The organism is Rufibacter latericius, from assembly GCF_003721515.1.
GTDB lineage: Bacteria > Bacteroidota > Bacteroidia > Cytophagales > Hymenobacteraceae > Nibribacter > Nibribacter latericius.
Genome location: NZ_RJJD01000004.1, coordinates 341755 through 357422 on the forward strand (window position 1 = coordinate 341755; position 15668 = coordinate 357422).

The following is a 15668-nucleotide window of genomic DNA, read 5'->3' on the forward strand; positions in this document are numbered from 1 at the left end:
TGTTTAGGGCCTGTTTTTACAAAAACAGGCCCTAAACACCCTTTCTTTTCCCCAAGTAAGTTGGTCAGCTTAGCCTCCTAAGTTCTGAATGGGCTGGCAGAAGTAGGGGCAATCCCAAAGTTTGGCTCACCCATGCCCCATCTTCTGTTTTAAGGCCGTTTTATGGAAATTGGGCCCGAAGCGGTTTTCCTTTCCGTAACTATTTCTCTGAAAGAGAACGAGGTAAGAGCAACCAAAAGCTTGGTTCAGGGTACTACCTAACATTGACGTCTCTTACTTACCTGAGCATGGATAAGGATATTAAACTGGCCGAGGACTTTTATGAGTTCCAGCGGAAAGAGTGGCTGGTGTCCCGCATATTCTGGATTGCCATGGGCTTTGTGCTGGCGGCGGCTACGCTGGGGCTTTTCGGGAAGGGCGTGCTCAGTGATAGGACGGTAACTGCCCAAGGAATCCGGTTTGAGTTTAACAAATTCATGCGGGTGGAGAAACCCACTGAACTCCGGATTCATGTAGCCTCGGGCGGCAAGAATGTACAGGTGAGTTTCAACAATGACTACATCAGGAAAGTAAAGATCGACCAGATTATCCCGGAGCCTGTCTCGGTGGAGGTAAAAGACCATCGGCTCATTTACACCTTCAGCTCCGTGCAGAACGGGTTTGTGACCTTTTTCCTGGTGCCGTATAAAATAGGCAGCCAGCCGCTGGAAGTCACCGTGGGCGATGCCCGGATGGGCGTTGACCAATTCGTCTATTTCTAACGTTCAAACCAATCTGCCGCTATGGAATCAATCGTTTTACGGGCCCTTGTCGTGTACATTCTGGTATTCATCATTCTGCGCATGGCCGGCAAGCGGACCTTGGGCGAAATGACCGCTTTTGACCTGGTTCTGCTTTTGATTATCAGCGAGGCCGTGCAGAATGCCCTAGTAGATGACGACAAATCCATCACGGGTAGTATGCTGGTGATCCTGACCATGGTGTTCGCCGATATCATGGTCTCGCTGGCCACCAACAGGTTCCGGTTTCTGGACAGTGTCATCAATGGGATTCCGCTCATTATCCTGGAAAACGGAAAGCCGCTGCTGGACCGCATGAACAAGGCCCGGCTGCAGGAAGACGACATTCTGGAAGCCGCCCGCAAAACGCAAGGCCTAGAGAACATGGATCAGATAAAGTACGCTGTGCTGGAAAAAGACGGTTCCATCAGCATCATCCCGTTTCACCTGAATGAAAACGGCATCAAGCCCGATATTATCAAAGAGTCTTAGCGGAAAAGGCTAAGCTGCCAAATCGATTCTAAAAGGACGAGCGGCGTTTCGGGCTTGTTTTCTCAGAAACAGGCCCGAAACACCGCTCGTTTTATCTTATGGGGTGAACGGCTGGGAATGTTTATGCCTCCAGGTTGGCCGTGAGATGGTGGTAGTCTTTGATGACGGTTTTCAGGAACTCGCGGTCAGTGAGGTTGGGTTGCACGCCCATGACTTCTTTGGCGCGGGTTGCGATGCGGGAGAGGAGTTCCTCGTTTCGGTGCTCAATGGCTTTGGCCAGCAGCTTCCTGATCAAGGCCATGTCTTTGTCTGAGAGCACGGCTGCCTCAGGGAAAACCACCTGGTAATTTTCTTCCAGTTGCACCTGGAACGGGTTCCGTTTTCTGATGGCCGTGGTTTTGATGACGCTGGTGCCCGCCGCCAGATCGCCCAGGCGCTGGCCTTTGCCGGTGATCACGATGGTGCAGATGGCCACAATGCCGTAGAACCAGATGTCCAGCGTCCGGAAAACCCAGCGCAGCAGGTAATCTCCCACGCCCGGCGTCTGTCCGTTCAACTTGATCACTTTGATGTCTTTGGCGCGTTTGCCCAGGCTTTGCCCGTTCATGAAAATCTCGCAGAGCAGGTGGTAGAACGTGAACGGAAGCATGGCAACCACCACTACCACCACTATGGCTGCGGTAGAAGGTTGGCCGCCCTGGGCCGCCAGAAAGAAAAAGACCAAGGCGCAGATGGTCATCCACCCGAAACCAACCACGCAGTCAATCAAATACGCCAGAATTCTGTCTCCCACGCTGGCAATCTCATACTCAACCTCCACGTTCTGGGTGGTCCTGATCTTAAGGGTCTCCATTTACTTACGCCACTGCTTTAATAAATAGCCTAAGTTAGATATATTTGGAAGGAAACAAAAGGACAGGGCATGCGCGAGGCCGCTTTCATCAAACAGAATTCAGCAAAATGGAAACGGTATGCCTCAGAGCCTACGGCCAACCCAGATGAGTTGGCCGATCGGTTCATTGAACTCACCGATGATCTTTCCTTCGCCCGCACTTTCTACCCAGACTCAGACAACACCCAATACCTGAACAGCCTCACCGGCAAGGTGCACCAATCCATCTATCGGAACAAAAAGGAAAAGAGTAATCGCTTTGTTCTGTTCTGGAAACAGGAGTTGCCCCTGCTGATGGGGCAGTACCACCGGCAGTTGTTCTATGCGTTCCTCATCTTTGCGGCGGCTTGTTTCATTGGGGCGCTTTCCGCCGCCTATGATGATACCTTCGTGCGCCTCATCCTGGGCGACCAATACGTGAACCAGACCCTGGCCAACATTAAAAAGGGTGATCCCATGGCCGTCTACAAGAAGACCGATGAAGCCAGCATGTTCCTGCTCATCACCTACAACAACATCAAGGTGGCGTTCACCGCCTTTGTCATGGGGGCTTTGCTTTCGGTGGGTACTTTCTGGATTCTGCTCCAAAACGGCATCATGCTGGGTGCCTTCCAGTACTTTTTCTACAAACAGGGCCTGCTGCTCAGCTCGGTGCTCACCATCTGGATTCACGGCACGTTGGAGATTTCGGCCATTATCATTGCGGGTTGCGCGGGGTTTGTCATGGGCAACAGCCTGCTTTTTCCGGGTACGTTTTCCCGCATGGAGTCTTTCCGGCGCGGAGCCAAAGACGGCCTGAAGATAGTGGTAGGGCTGGTGCCCATTTTCATCATGGCCGGTTTCCTGGAAGGCTTTGTGACCCGCCACACCGACATGCCGCTGTTCGCCAGCCTGCTCATCATCGGGGGCTCGGCGGCGTTGATCGTGTTTTACTTCTTGTTATATCCTTATTGGCTCAAAGCCAGACTTTCAGATGAAAGATCCCTTGATTGAATTTAGGCTGGAGCGCGATGCCAGGCAGAAAATGAATGCCACTCTGGGGTTTCTTCGGCAGAACTTCAAGCCGCTTTTCCGGTGCGTGGTGATGTATGTGGTGCCGTTTGCGCTGCTGGCCGGCATTTTCTCCGGCATTTACCAAAACTCCCTTCTTAAGGAGTTGTCTGGGGCGGTGCAATATGGTGGTTCTATGGGCGCTTACTCCTTTGCCCAAAATGTAAAGTCTCTGCATTACTGGGTGAGCCTGTTTTTCTCGCTGGTGAGTTTTGTGTTATTGGGCCTCACCATCTATTCGTATATGCAGCAGTACCGGCAGAACGATGGGCGGGTAGAGCAGGCGGAGGTCTGGGAAAGCATCAAAAGGAACTTCATCTCGGTGCTTTATTCCGGCGTGGGCGTGGTGCTGATGGTAGGTCTGGCGACCCTGTTGCTGGTGCTGCCGGGTATCTACGTGGCCGTGGCGATGTGTCTTTTCGTCATGGTGATGCTGGAGGAGGAAGTGGGTTTTCTGGATGCCGTGGAGCGATGCTTTTTCCTGATCAAAGGGCATTGGTGGTCGAGTTTCGGGTTTTTACTTTTAGCGCTTCTGATCCAGGGCATCATTGGCTTTGTGGCCTCTGTGCCCTCCATGACCATCTACGTTCTCCGGATTCTGAAATTGCCCGGCACTGAGAGTGATATGCTGCTGATTGCGGCTACGTCTTTTTCCACGTTTATCGGGTTGCTGCTGTATGCCTTCTCCATCACGGCCATCGGTTTTCTGTATTTTGATCTGGTGGAGAAAAAAGAGGGAGTAGGTTTGCTGGAACAAGTAAATCAGATCGGGGCTCAACCTAAGACTTTGGTAGAAATAGATGCCTTTTAACTTCATGCCGGTGCGTTTCTGTCTACTGCTAGGGTTTCTGCTGTTCTGGGGCGGCGGCTTGAGGGCCGATTCTCTCCAGACCAAGCCTGCCGCGACTACAGTATCTCCCCTAAAACTCCGGTACCCAGACCCGCAGAAGCTGCAGGCGTACCGGGAAAGCAAGGATTTTCAGTATGGCCAAGACATCCGGCCCGACATGTCTTTCTGGGAGCGTTTCTGGCGGAAGGTGGGCGACTACCTGTCTGAACTGTTGAGCGGCACTTCCTATGACGGTTTCTGGAAATACGTCATGTACGCCATTGCCATTGGTACCACCGTGTTTGTGGTGTTGAAGCTGTTGCAGGTAGATTTCGTGGGGCTGTTCTCCCGAAAATCAGCCTCGGCGGCTATTGCCTATGAAACCTACCGCGAGAACATCCACGAGATAGACTTTGAGGTCCTTCTATCCGAAGCCGAAGCGCAGGGCGATTACCGGCGGGCCATCCGGCTGTACTACCTCCAGACCCTCAAGATTCTGACCGATGGTGGCCTGATTGACTGGAAGCCAGGCAAAACCAACCGGAGTTACGTAAACGAGCTTAAAAGTGCAACTCTGCAAAAGCCCTTTGAACGCGTGACCCAACTGTTTGAGTACGTCTGGTACGGCGGCTCTGCCTTGGACTTACAAAAGTTTGAGACGGTGCGGCAATCGTTCAGGGAGTTTCACGCGTTTTTTGCGAAAACGGCATGAAAAACAACCGACTATACGCCTTAGGGCTAGGGGTACTGTTTGCCGTTTTTGTGGTAGTGGAATACTACCGCCCCAAACCCATTGACTGGACCCAGACCTTTTCCAACAAAGACAAGATCCCGTATGGCACCTTCGTGCTGTTTGACCTGCTCCCTGATCTTTTCCCAGACCAACCCGTCACCTCGGTGCGGTTGCCAGTGGTGAACCAAGTGGAGGAACAGCCCACGCAGGAAGATAGTACCTTAGTTGCGGTAAATTACCTGTTTGTGAACTCGTTTACCCAGTTAGATCAACTGGAAACCCAGACTTTGTTGCAATTTGTGGAGGAGGGAAACAACGTTTTCATCAGTTCTCACAAATTTTCTACTTTACTGCAAGACACCCTGGGCTTTAAGGCCGATGACTCTAAAAAAGCAAAGCAGGATTCTCTGGGGCTGGTGTTCACGCATCCGTCTCTGCAGAAAAACAAGCCGGTGCGCTACGCCTGGGAAAAGGTCAACCGCATTCTAACCTTGGAGTCTTCCCGCAAAGTCACCGTGTTGGGCAAGAACACCGTGGGTGAGGCTACCTATGTGCAGATTCCGTTCGGGAAGGGCAGTTTCTACCTGAGTTCAGTGCCGCTGGCGTTTACCAATTACAATGTCCTGGCTTCAGGGAAAAGTCACTATGCCGCCGTAGCGTTGTCGCACTTGCCCGTACGGCCCGTTTGGTGGGATGAGTACCAGAAACAAGGCGCGGTGGGGAGTGCCTCGGTGTTCAGGGTGCTGCTCAGCCATGAAGCGCTGGCCTGGGCCTATTACCTTACGTTGGGTAGCCTCTTGCTTTTTGTGCTGTTTGAAAGCAAGCGCACGCAACGCATCATTCCGGTTATGGAGAAACCCAGAAACACCACCCTGGAATTTGTGCGGGTCATCGGGAGCCTGTACTTCAACCACCGCGACCACCATGTGATTGCCGAAAAGAAGATCACCTATTTCCTGGAATACCTGCGCCTGCATTTCTATGAAAGCACCACCGTGCTGGACAAAGAACTGCAGGATCGGATTGTGAAAAAATCTGGCGTGCCCGCAGTAGACGTGACCGAGGTTTTCCGCCTGATCCAGTACGTACGCACCACCAATGCCCTGGAAGAGCACAACCTGTGGCAACTCAACAAACAACTAGAAAGCTTTTATCGGCAAGCCAGCCGTTAATTTAATATCATGGACCCACTAGAAGAAGCCGCTTTAGACCTCGCCCCCAGAACAGATTTCACCGACCTGCAGACAGCTGTAGGTCGCATCAAGGAAGAACTCCGCAAGCGAATCATTGGGCAGGAAGCCTTTATTGACCTGTTGCTAGTCGCTATTTTAGCCGATGGGCACGTGCTCATTGAAGGCGTACCGGGCATTGCCAAGACCCTGACCGCCAAATTGCTGGCCCGCACCATTGACGTGGGTTTCAACCGCATCCAGTTCACGCCAGACCTGATGCCTTCCGATGTGCTGGGCACCTCGGTGTTCCATCCGGGTACAGGAACGTTCCAGTTCAAACAGGGGCCGGTTTTCTCGAACATCGTGCTGATTGACGAGATCAACCGGGCTCCGGCTAAAACCCAGGCTTCTTTGTTTGAGGTCATGGAAGAGCAGCAGATCACGCATGACGGCGTGCAATACGCCATGGCAGATCCGTTCATTGTGCTGGCTACCCAGAACCCCATTGAGCAGGAGGGAACCTACCGCCTGCCCGAGGCGCAACTAGACCGGTTCATGTTCAAGATTTTGGTGCAGTACCCTACCTTGGAGGAAGAAGTGGCCATTCTGGGCGTACACCATAACCGACCGACCCTGCAACGCGACCTGGAGGAGATACAGCCGGTACTTACCGCCCAGAAAGTCTCTGCTTTGCGCCGGCAGGTGCAGGAGGTTCACGTAGACGCCAAGGTACTGGAGTACATTGCCGCTCTAGTGGTGCAGACCCGAGCCAATAAAGCCTTGTACCTGGGTGCCTCGCCAAGGGCCTCGCTGGCCCTGCTGACCAGCGCCAAAGCCTTAGCGGCCATCCGGAACCGTTCTTTCGTGACGCCGGAGGATGTGCAGGAACTGGCCCCCTCGGTACTGCGGCACCGGATTCAGCTTACGCCGGAGCGCGAGATGGAAGGTGGCACGCCAGATGACGTGATCAGGCAAATCATCCAGAAAACTGAAGTTCCCCGCTAGCAGGTAGGGATCTCCTGTTTTAGCCTTATTTTCAGTAAACTACCCCTAAATCAACGTTCTCCTGAAAGCGCTACTTTCTTTCTATAACCGCCTTTACTTCACCAGGTATTTCTACTACGCCGCAGCCGCGGGGGTGGGGTTGTTTGTGCTGGCGTTCTTTTTCCCGGCCTTTCTGTTTCTGGTCAAGATTCTGCTGGGCGTGCTGGTGCTGTTTGTGGCAGTGGATATAGCGGCGCTGTTTCGGCCAGCGGAAGGCGTGATGGCTTCGCGCAGCATGCAGGAAAAGCTGTCCAATGGAAGCGAGAACCCAGTGTACCTGTACGTGGAGAACCGGTATCCTTTTTCGGTGCGGTTGGAGGTGCTGGAGGAATTGGCGTTCCAGTTCCAGAAGCGGGACAGTAGTTTTCAGGTGCAGGTGCCCAAAGGCGAGACGCACGTGATTGAATACCAATTGCGGCCGGTACAACGCGGCGTGTACTCGTTTGGGGCAACCAACGTGTTTGTAAACGGCCCGTTGCAGTTGGTGCGTCGGCGCTATCGTTTTGGGCAGGGACAGCAGGTGCCGGTGTACCCGTCGTTCATTCAGATGCGGCAGTATGAGTTGTTGGCCGCCTCGCAGCACCTCTCGGCTCTGGGTATCAAGAAAGTCAGGAAGATGGGGCATAGCGCCGAGTTTGAGCAGATCAGGTCGTACGTGGCCGGCGATGACCAGCGTACCATCAACTGGAAAGCCTCGGCCCGCAAAGCCGAACTGATGGTGAACCACTACCAGGAGGAGAAGTCACAGCAGGTATATTGCCTCATTGACAAAGGCCGCGTCATGGAAATGCCCTTTGCCGGATTGAGCCTGTTGGATTACGCCATCAATGCCTCTCTGGTGTTGTCAAACGTAGCGCTACGCAAAGAAGACAAAGCCGGCCTTATCACCTTCTCAGACCAGATTGGGTCCATGCTGCCCGCCGAGCGCCGGGCCTCGCAGTTGCAGAAGATTCTGGAGGTGTTATACAACCAGACCACTAGGTTCCAGGAAACCGATTTTCAGCGGCTGTACGTGACCGTCCGGACCAAGATCAAGCAGCGGAGCCTGCTGTTGCTGTTCACCAACTTTGAGACCCTGAACGGCGCCAAACGCCAACTGCCGTACCTGCGCAAACTGGCCAAACACCACCTGGTGCTGGTGGTGTTTTTCGAGAACACTGAAACACGCGAACTTTTGGAAAAACCGGCCCAAAACATGGAGGAAATCTATCTGAAAGCTATCGCCGAGAAGTTTGCCTATGAGAAGCGGCAGATTGTAAAGGAATTCACCCTGCACGGCATCCATTCTGTGTTGACCCCACCCGACCAACTCACCGTGAACACCATCAACAAATACCTGGAGTTTAAGTCCCGCGGATTGCTGTAAATAACCAGCTCTCAAGGGAGAATGCCTGCCTTTTTAACCTGTTTTCAGGAAAAGATCCTTAAAGCGGAAGGCCTTGGTAGCTGACAGCGCAAGCATTCAATCTAGTCGAATGCGCGGGCATACTGCGAGTCCTCGGAAGAGGAATGGGTTTTCGGTTTCAGTTTGATCTTGCGACGGTACGTGTTCCCGGTTTTGGTAATCTTCTATTTTCTTCTCTACCCCCTTTAAAGGGCAAGCAGGAGAAGGCCTTTCATCATGTCCCTCCGTGTAGAAAAGTCTATGACGAATTGCAATATTTGAGGAAATTTTTTATATTAACCTGTGTGCTTGCTTGCACTTAAAATTTCTCCTCAGAAATTATCCGCACCTCTGCCAAATGTTAACCTTCAGCGGAATGCAATGCTCCGTGAGGTTTTGGAAAATGGTTAGAAGAAGTTATTCTCTTTTAGCCCGATTTTGGAATTGACTGGTAAAGCAGTAGGACTGCTTTTGCCTTCAGATTTTGATTAAGGTCACCTTTCGAATTTTATTTCTTAAAAAAAGTAGCCAAAAGATAACCTGTTGAAAACAAGCCCGTAAAACCCTCTTAATTACTTTTTATTATTTCAAACCCGTTCACCTCTATACGCGTGCGCTCTGGAGAGACAAGTTTGAAACTACTTTGGGTTAACACCCCCAATAGTTCCCTAAGTGAAAAAGCCGCCCACCTTCAGCAGGTGAGCGGCTTTTTTGGTTTATGGCCGAGCTATGAAATTGACCTGTTTTTGAGAAAAGCCTCTTAAATCGGTTCTCCTTTTTGCTGAGAATGGAATAAAGAAGGAAGGTATAAAGTATAGCCAAATAGCCTTAAACCGTGGTAACGCCTGAATTCTTAGGGATGATATTTTTTGTATTTTCAGGAGAGATCGCCTTTTTCTTAGGTTTCTTCTTTTTGTTCCACCACACCAGAAATCCGGTAATGGGCAGGCTGGCGCAGATCAGACTGATACAAAAAGCGAGAATCTTGCCCGGTAATCCCCAGACTGCTCCAATGTGAATGTCATAGTTGAGCAAGGATAATTTATCGGCGAAGCCTGCTTCTTCGTACCGGTCGCCTTGTACCCTGAAAAGCTCCAGCGTGTACTGGTCGTAGTAATACTCGTTGCGGTTATACCAGGAGCCATGGTCTTGGTAGGCAATAACCTCAAGGGCATCATCTTTGTCTTCCAGGATTGGGGTCATGTAGAAGCCCTGAGCTTCTGGTTCTACGGCTATGGTTTTGTACCAGGCTCGGTCTAACGCAGAAACGGTAGTATTGGCCAATAAAGCCGCTTTGGTGGTATCAGAGTGCGGATGGTGGTGACCCGGCATCTCTTTTCCGCCTGAGGTTACGTAGTACAAGCCTTCTTCGAACCATTTGAAGCTCCAGACCAATCCGGTAATTCCCAGGGCCAGGGCCAGGAGCAGGCTGTAAAAGCCAAGCACGTTGTGCAAATCGTAGTTGACCCGCTTAAAACTAGCTTTCCATTTAATCTTGAAGCTTTTGTCGCGGTTAGATTTGTTCCATCTTTTGGGCCACCACATCACAAGGCCGGTAACAAGCAGTACCAGAAAAATGAGCGTACAAACCCCTACAATAGGGCGGCCAATGTTGTAAGGAAGCCAAAGCGCCCGGTGTCCGTCTATGATGAACCTGAAAAAGTCAAATTCCCCTTTGCCTATGGATTTTTGTTTTTGCAGGAACTCGCCGGTATACGGGTTCAGGAAAATGGCCGTAAAACTACGTTCCCCTTTCTCAAAGCTGCTGAACCCTACCGCTGCCGCCCCCTCGCGGTTGCTGTAGGTGAGGCCGGTAGGCTTTACCCCGGGCATGTACGCCAGCGCGGTATCCAGTAGTTGGCTGGGAGGCACGAAGGGCTTCTCCTGGGCTTCCACAAAACGCCAAGGCTCTATCGCATCTTTGATCTCCTGCTGAAAAGCGTAAAAACAACCCGTAATACTGACCACAAACACCACAATACCGGAGACCAGGCCCAGCCAGAGGTGGAGCCAATCGTTGAAGCGTCTAAAGAAACTGGGGTTGTTTGATTTTTTGCTTTTCATGCTGAATAGGGGACTTAATACTTGAGAAAATACCCGCCTCAGCGGTACAGGCTGAGGCGGGTATTAGGTGTTGTTATTTCAATCTTGCAATACCGCCCAGGAATGAGCCTTCAATCACAGCACCTTTCGTGGCCGTTGCGGTGGCAACATCGGTACGGTAGATATTCACTACTCCGTTAGACTTGATAGCGCTGTATACCTTTCCTTCATCTAGCAAAGCCGCGAAACTTCTGCCGCCTTCGCCCTTGAATTGTGGTGCGTTGGCTACCTTGGTAATGGTTTTAGCCGCAAGATCCACAATAGCTAGTTGCAGGTTATTGTCAGTCCAGAGGTCGGCCGGGGTAGGGGGTACTGCGGTGATGGCCGCAAACAACTTGTTGTTGCCAATGTAGATCGCGTGCGCAATTTTGCCTCCGTTAGGGGCCGTGTCTGTATTGAAGAAGTAGTTTTGGTCAAATTCGGTGGCACCGGCAGCAATCTTCAGAATACCAGCGGGTTTGGTGGACTGGCTGTAGCCGTTGGAGTAACTGGTGTTGGAAACAGTATAGAGGTCGCCGTTCTCGGTCTTGAAAAGTCCTGAACGGGTATTGAACGCTCCGGCCGGACCAGTACGGGTATCTTTAATGACTTTCTGCAGAGCAAACCCTGGGTAGCTGTAGATGGCCACGTAGCAAGTATCTGTGTTGGTGGTGGCGTAGGTGGTATAGTTCACCGGGTAAAATGCCTGGAACAGTTGGTTGCCCCTTACCTGCATTCCGGTATGGAATAACCAGTCTCGGTTGCTGGGGTGAATGCTGTTCATGGGCACATTCGCCCGGCTGGCAATGGTGTTGGAAGCAATGTCAACCGTGTAGAAGTTGGCGTTCAGGCCGGCAGTAGGACTGGCGGGCATGGAAACCCCCACCATGGTGGTACCGGTGCCGGTAGCGTCTATGAACTCGTTATTGGCTTGTTCAAAGGTAAGCCCCGTCTTGGTGGCCAGTTGATTAGAGGCATTCAAACTGATGGTATTCACATCTGTGATGCCTAGGCCGCCAATGCTGTAGAAGTTACCTCCGCCAAACGCATAGTCCCGGTAACCCGTCTGCAAGATGCCGTTTCCGGTTAGGGAAATAGTGCCGTTCATCAGGTCACTGCTCTGCACCACATAGTTGGTGGTGGCCGTAGACGTGGTCACGCCAATGCCCAAGGCAAATACCTTGTCAGACTCGGCTATCGGGGTGGGGTCATCGTTATCGCTACAGGAAAAGGCAGTAAAAGCTACTCCCGCTAAAAAGCTGAATTTGGCTAGTTGTTTGACTGTGTACTTCATTTAGGTAATTATTGGTGGTTGATTTTATTTATTGATAAAGTATCTGGCCCTCAGGAAAAAGGAGCGGCCTGGCTTCTGAAGCATGAAGTTGTCATAGAGTCTGCTGTCCGTTAGGTTGCGGCATTCCAGCGACAAGCCGTATTTGCCGTTTTGCAACGTGTAGTTGACCATGGCATTTTGGGCTAACTGACGCGGAATCACATCGTCATTGTTAAAGCCCAGGTGATGCGGGGTGAAGTAGTATTCCTCCACAAAATTCAAGCTGTAGTTCAGGGTGAGCACGTTGTCCTTGGCCCCTAGATCCGGGAAGGAGTAGCCTACTTCAGCATTCCCAAACAGGTAGGGCGTGTTAGGAATAGGGTAGTCATACCCCCAGTTTTTATTGATTTCAGTACCCGTGAATTCCTTTTCAATGACGAAGAACTCCTCTTTGTCTATGATGTTCTGGTAGGTGAGGTTTAAGCCCATCTGGAACCTGTTTTTCCAGGCATAGCTGAGGCTACCTTCTACCCCGTTGGTGATCACGTTGCCGAAGTTGGAGTATTGCCGGGCGACAGGTTGGTTTTGTTGCTGGAACTGACGGATATAGTCACCCGAGTTGCGGTATAGGTAACTGGCTTCTACGCCGAATTGGTGATCCCTGCGGAGGGTGAAGGAATAATTGGCTCCTACGTTAATATTATCACTGCTCTCTGGTATAAGCAAAGAGTTGCCGATGACAAACAGCCCGTCTCCCAGTAGTTCAATAGCCTCTGGCAGGCGGTAGGCATGTTCATAAGAGGCTTTTAACTGCAGTTGGGGTAAGATAAACCCGGCCAGGGCGGCGCCATAACCCACGTACTGGTTTTGGGTTTCCACTGCCTGGTAAGAAGTAGTGTTGTTGGTCTTGTCGGTGCGTCCTTCAAACGAATGGGCGTCCAGCAGGTAGAGCTTGGAGAAAGCTGTGGCGTTAAACCGTTTCTTTTTCATTTGCCAGGCAAGGCCCAGAACTTGCTTCTTCAGGGATTGGGGATATTGGAACGTCACGTTCTGCGGATCTTCCACATCGCTTGATTTCCTTCCGAAATCAGATAACACATAGTTTAAGGAGAGAGAATGGTCGGGCAAGATGGCGTAGTTCAGGTTAGCGGTTACCAAGCCTTCGTTGTCACGGTTCTTCAATTGTGTCCGGGTTGTTTCAGCCGCATCGGTTTGCTTTGTTTCCTGGTTCCAGTTGTATTTCAGGCGGGTAGTGTCTACCAGCCTGAACTGGGTCATGTTATAGGCGCTGTACAGGCTCACGTCCAGCCCTTTGATCAAAAAGTCTGTTTTCCGATACTTCAGGGTAGGAATCACGGATGAGGAGCGGGAAGTCCTGGCCCCAAACACTTGTTCCATGGTGACGCCGGTCTGGATTTCTTTATCGTTGCCAGAGGCAATGAGCCCTACTAAAAAAAGGTCTGCGTACTTTTTTCCGGTAACGCCTCCTTCCAATTGCAGGGTCCCGGATTTATAGGCGTCATGGAACCGCTCCACTTCCTTTGCCTCTTCCTTTTGGCTCGTGACTAGATTGATCGGGTTTACCAGTACCTTGTAATTGTTGTCTGAATAGTTATAGAAAGCGTTTGCCCGGAACGTAAGTCCGTTTATGGGATTGGTAAAGGCACCGTTTATAGAGGCTTTGTGCGTATTGAAAGAGCCAGCGCCATAGGAAAGGTCCAGGAAATTGGGGTTAGACCGCGTCACGATGTTCACCGCACCGCCCAAAGCATCTGCCCCCAAATGGATAGGGAGTACGCCCTTGTAGACTTCTACCCGCTCCGCCATGGTCACCGGCAGGTTGTTGAGCGTGAGGGAAGACCCGAAGTTATCCATGGGAATGCCGTCCAGGAAGAATTTGACCTGTTTTCCGGAAAACCCGTTCAAAGAGAAACTGAAGTCTGAGCCCACACCGCCTTCCTCCCGGATTCGGATTCCGGTGGTTCTGTTCAAGGCTTGGTTAAGATCAGCGGAAGTGCTGTACAGCTTTTTGGCATCCAGAACGGTGACATTGAAGCCCTCTTCCTTTACCATGGTATTCTGCGTTTTTCCGGTGACCAGAACCTCTTCCATGTCCAGGGTTCCTGACAAAACAATTGCCCCCAGATTGGTGGTGCGGCCTGCTGCTATCTGTATTAGGGCCGTTTTGGTAGAATACCCTACAAACGAAATAACCAGATCATAATCGCCCTCTGGAGCGGAAAGGGAGAAGTACCCCTCTGCATTGGTCTGGGCTACGGCTTCGGTACCTTTGATAAAAACGTTTGCAAACTCTATAGCCTTGCTCCCAGAATCGGTCACTCTCCCTGAGACTGCTCCCGTATTTTGGGCATTTCCGGTAAAAGGAATGGAAAACAGGAAGAAAAAGAACAGAAAAAGTCTCTTTTCAAAGGAAGGAATAGGTTTTATAGAATGCCACCCTAGTAGTTCTCTCATATTGGCAAACAAGCCTTAAACTTGTTAATTAGACTTATTCTAAATAATAGCTCAATATTAAGGCTTACTCTTTACATTCCAAAGTTATTTAGAATGATTCTATAGAATTTGTCTTTCCCGTAAAGAGTGAAAGCATATACAAGAGGGAGGCAGATGTGAGGCCGTGTCAAGTTGGCATCAAAACCTATTCAGGCTTTGGTAAATACATTAAAAAGAAGGGCTTTTTAGAACAAAACGTGGGTATTTGCAGATTAGAATTGGTTTCTATTGTACTTTGTAGGACGGAAAGCTTTACTACTTAATATAAAAGGATTGACAATGAGGAAAACATCAACCTACCTGTGGCTTTTGCTGATCATCATTTCCTGTGGATGCAGTGTGGTGGAGCCAGGCATGAAGAAAAGCGGAGGGTTCGCCAAAGGGGCCGATATCGGTTGGCTGCAGCAGATGGAAGCGACGGGGTACAAGTTCTACGGGGACAATGGCAAGGAGCAGGACTGTTTCAAAATCCTGAAAGACCATGGCATCAATACCATCCGGCTGAGAACCTGGGTGAATCCCTCCAATGACCGGGCCAGCGGCCATAACAGCAAGGAGGAAACGGTGGCCATGGCGGTGCGGGCCCAGAAATGGGGCATGCGGGTCATGATCAACTTCCATTACAGCGACAGTTGGGCAGATCCCGGAAAACAGAAAAAGCCCGCCGCCTGGGAGGGCCATGATTTCCCGCAGCTCCTGAAAGATGTCTATGACTATACTTATGACGTGATGAGCGACCTGAAGAAAGCCGGGGTAACGCCCGAGTGGGTACAGGTGGGCAATGAAACCCCGAGTGGGATGATCTACCCCGAGGGGAGCGTCTCCAACTGGCCGCAACTGGCCCAACTCATCAATAAAGGGTATGATGCGATCAAAGCGGTAAGCCCGAGCTCTAAGGTTATCCTCCACGTGGACCAAGGCAACAACAATCAGCGGTTCAGGGCCTGGTTCGATAACGCACAGGCGCACGGAGCCAAATACGACGTGATCGGGCTGTCTTATTATCCCTACTGGTTGCAGGGAAATCCGGATTACACCCTTTCCATAGATGATCTCGGGGATAACCTGAATGACATGGCCTCCAGGTACGGCAAAGAGGTAATGGTGGTAGAGGTTGGCGGAGAAGACAACAAGCCCCAGAACACTTATGACATGCTCGTGGCCGTTCAGCAGAAAGTGAAAGCGGTGCCGAATGGGAAAGGACTGGGCGTCATTTACTGGGAGCCACAGGGAGCCAGGAGCTGGAGCAAGTATCCGCTCAGCGCCTGGGGGGCAGATGGTCGGCCCACGAAAGCAATGGATGCCTTTCTTGTAAAATAGCCTCAAAACGGAAGCCGTGGCAATCACAACAGGGGCGAATACCCGAACCAGCCTTTAAGGGAATGCCCCCGGACCTAACCCTGTTTCAGAGGTGAAAAACCAAA

At 51.1% G+C, this 15668-nt stretch carries 13 protein-coding genes; 9 read left to right on the plus strand and 4 right to left on the minus strand.

Features of this window, described 5'->3' with window-relative positions:
• The first annotated feature begins 287 nt into the window (after positions 1–287).
• Entirely contained in the window at positions 288–761 is a 474-nt protein-coding gene (locus tag EFB08_RS09310) for a hypothetical protein (RefSeq protein ID WP_125077693.1), read from the plus strand.
• 21 nt (positions 762–782) lie between these two features.
• Positions 783–1271 (plus strand): DUF421 domain-containing protein, encoded by a 489-nt coding sequence (locus EFB08_RS09315; protein WP_123126668.1) that lies wholly within the window; start codon positions 783–785, stop codon positions 1269–1271.
• 121 nt (positions 1272–1392) lie between these two features.
• On the opposite strand, the gene EFB08_RS09320 is transcribed toward EFB08_RS09315, so the two are convergent.
• Positions 1393–2124, minus strand: coding sequence for an RDD family protein (locus tag EFB08_RS09320; RefSeq protein ID WP_123126669.1), 732 nt, complete (start codon positions 2122–2124; stop codon positions 1393–1395).
• A 69-nt stretch (positions 2125–2193) separates the two neighbouring features.
• Here EFB08_RS09320 and EFB08_RS09325 point away from each other — a divergent pair, with 69 nt between their 5' ends.
• The 6 genes from EFB08_RS09325 to EFB08_RS09350 all read left to right on the plus strand — a co-directional run bounded on the left by EFB08_RS09325 (position 2194) and on the right by EFB08_RS09350 (position 8357).
• A complete protein-coding gene (locus EFB08_RS09325; RefSeq protein WP_123126670.1) occupies positions 2194–3156 on the plus strand; it encodes a stage II sporulation protein M in 963 nt (320 codons plus the stop codon).
• Entirely contained in the window at positions 3137–4024 is an 888-nt protein-coding gene (locus EFB08_RS09330; protein WP_123126671.1) for a hypothetical protein, read from the plus strand. Before EFB08_RS09325 ends, EFB08_RS09330 begins: the two co-directional genes overlap by 20 nt.
• The gene (locus EFB08_RS09335; RefSeq protein WP_123126672.1) at positions 4014–4754 is read left to right on the plus strand and encodes a DUF4129 domain-containing protein; all 741 of its coding nucleotides are present in this window, start codon (positions 4014–4016) and stop codon (positions 4752–4754) included. Before EFB08_RS09330 ends, EFB08_RS09335 begins: the two co-directional genes overlap by 11 nt.
• The gene (locus EFB08_RS09340; protein ID WP_123126673.1) at positions 4751–5947 is read left to right on the plus strand and encodes a DUF4350 domain-containing protein; all 1197 of its coding nucleotides are present in this window, start codon (positions 4751–4753) and stop codon (positions 5945–5947) included. Before EFB08_RS09335 ends, EFB08_RS09340 begins: the two co-directional genes overlap by 4 nt.
• Positions 5948–5956: 9 nt before the next feature.
• Complete coding sequence (locus tag EFB08_RS09345; RefSeq protein ID WP_123126674.1) at positions 5957–6952, plus strand: AAA family ATPase; 996 nt, start codon at positions 5957–5959, stop codon at positions 6950–6952.
• A 133-nt stretch (positions 6953–7085) separates the two neighbouring features.
• The gene (locus EFB08_RS09350; RefSeq protein ID WP_317125592.1) at positions 7086–8357 is read left to right on the plus strand and encodes a DUF58 domain-containing protein; all 1272 of its coding nucleotides are present in this window, start codon (positions 7086–7088) and stop codon (positions 8355–8357) included.
• 846 nt (positions 8358–9203) lie between these two features.
• Here EFB08_RS09350 and EFB08_RS09355 read toward each other — a convergent pair.
• The 3 genes from EFB08_RS09355 to EFB08_RS09365 all read right to left on the minus strand — a co-directional run bounded on the left by EFB08_RS09355 (position 9204) and on the right by EFB08_RS09365 (position 14205).
• Positions 9204–10439: a PepSY-associated TM helix domain-containing protein gene (locus EFB08_RS09355; protein ID WP_123126676.1), complete on the minus strand. Its 1236-nt coding sequence runs from the start codon at positions 10437–10439 to the stop codon at positions 9204–9206.
• A gap of 73 nt (positions 10440–10512) precedes the next feature.
• On the minus strand, positions 10513–11751 hold the full coding sequence (locus EFB08_RS09360; protein WP_123126677.1) for a DUF4374 domain-containing protein: 1239 nt from the start codon (positions 11749–11751) through the stop codon (positions 10513–10515).
• Positions 11752–11775: 24 nt separating this feature from the next.
• Positions 11776–14205 carry a TonB-dependent receptor gene (locus EFB08_RS09365; protein ID WP_123126678.1) on the minus strand — a complete coding sequence of 810 codons (2430 nt, stop codon included), beginning with the start codon at positions 14203–14205 and terminating at the stop codon, positions 11776–11778.
• Positions 14206–14523: 318 nt separating this feature from the next.
• Between EFB08_RS09365 and EFB08_RS09370 the strand changes: the two genes are divergently transcribed.
• Positions 14524–15564, plus strand: coding sequence for a glycoside hydrolase family 53 protein (locus EFB08_RS09370; protein ID WP_123126679.1), 1041 nt, complete (start codon positions 14524–14526; stop codon positions 15562–15564).
• The last annotated feature ends 104 nt before the right edge of the window (positions 15565–15668 follow it).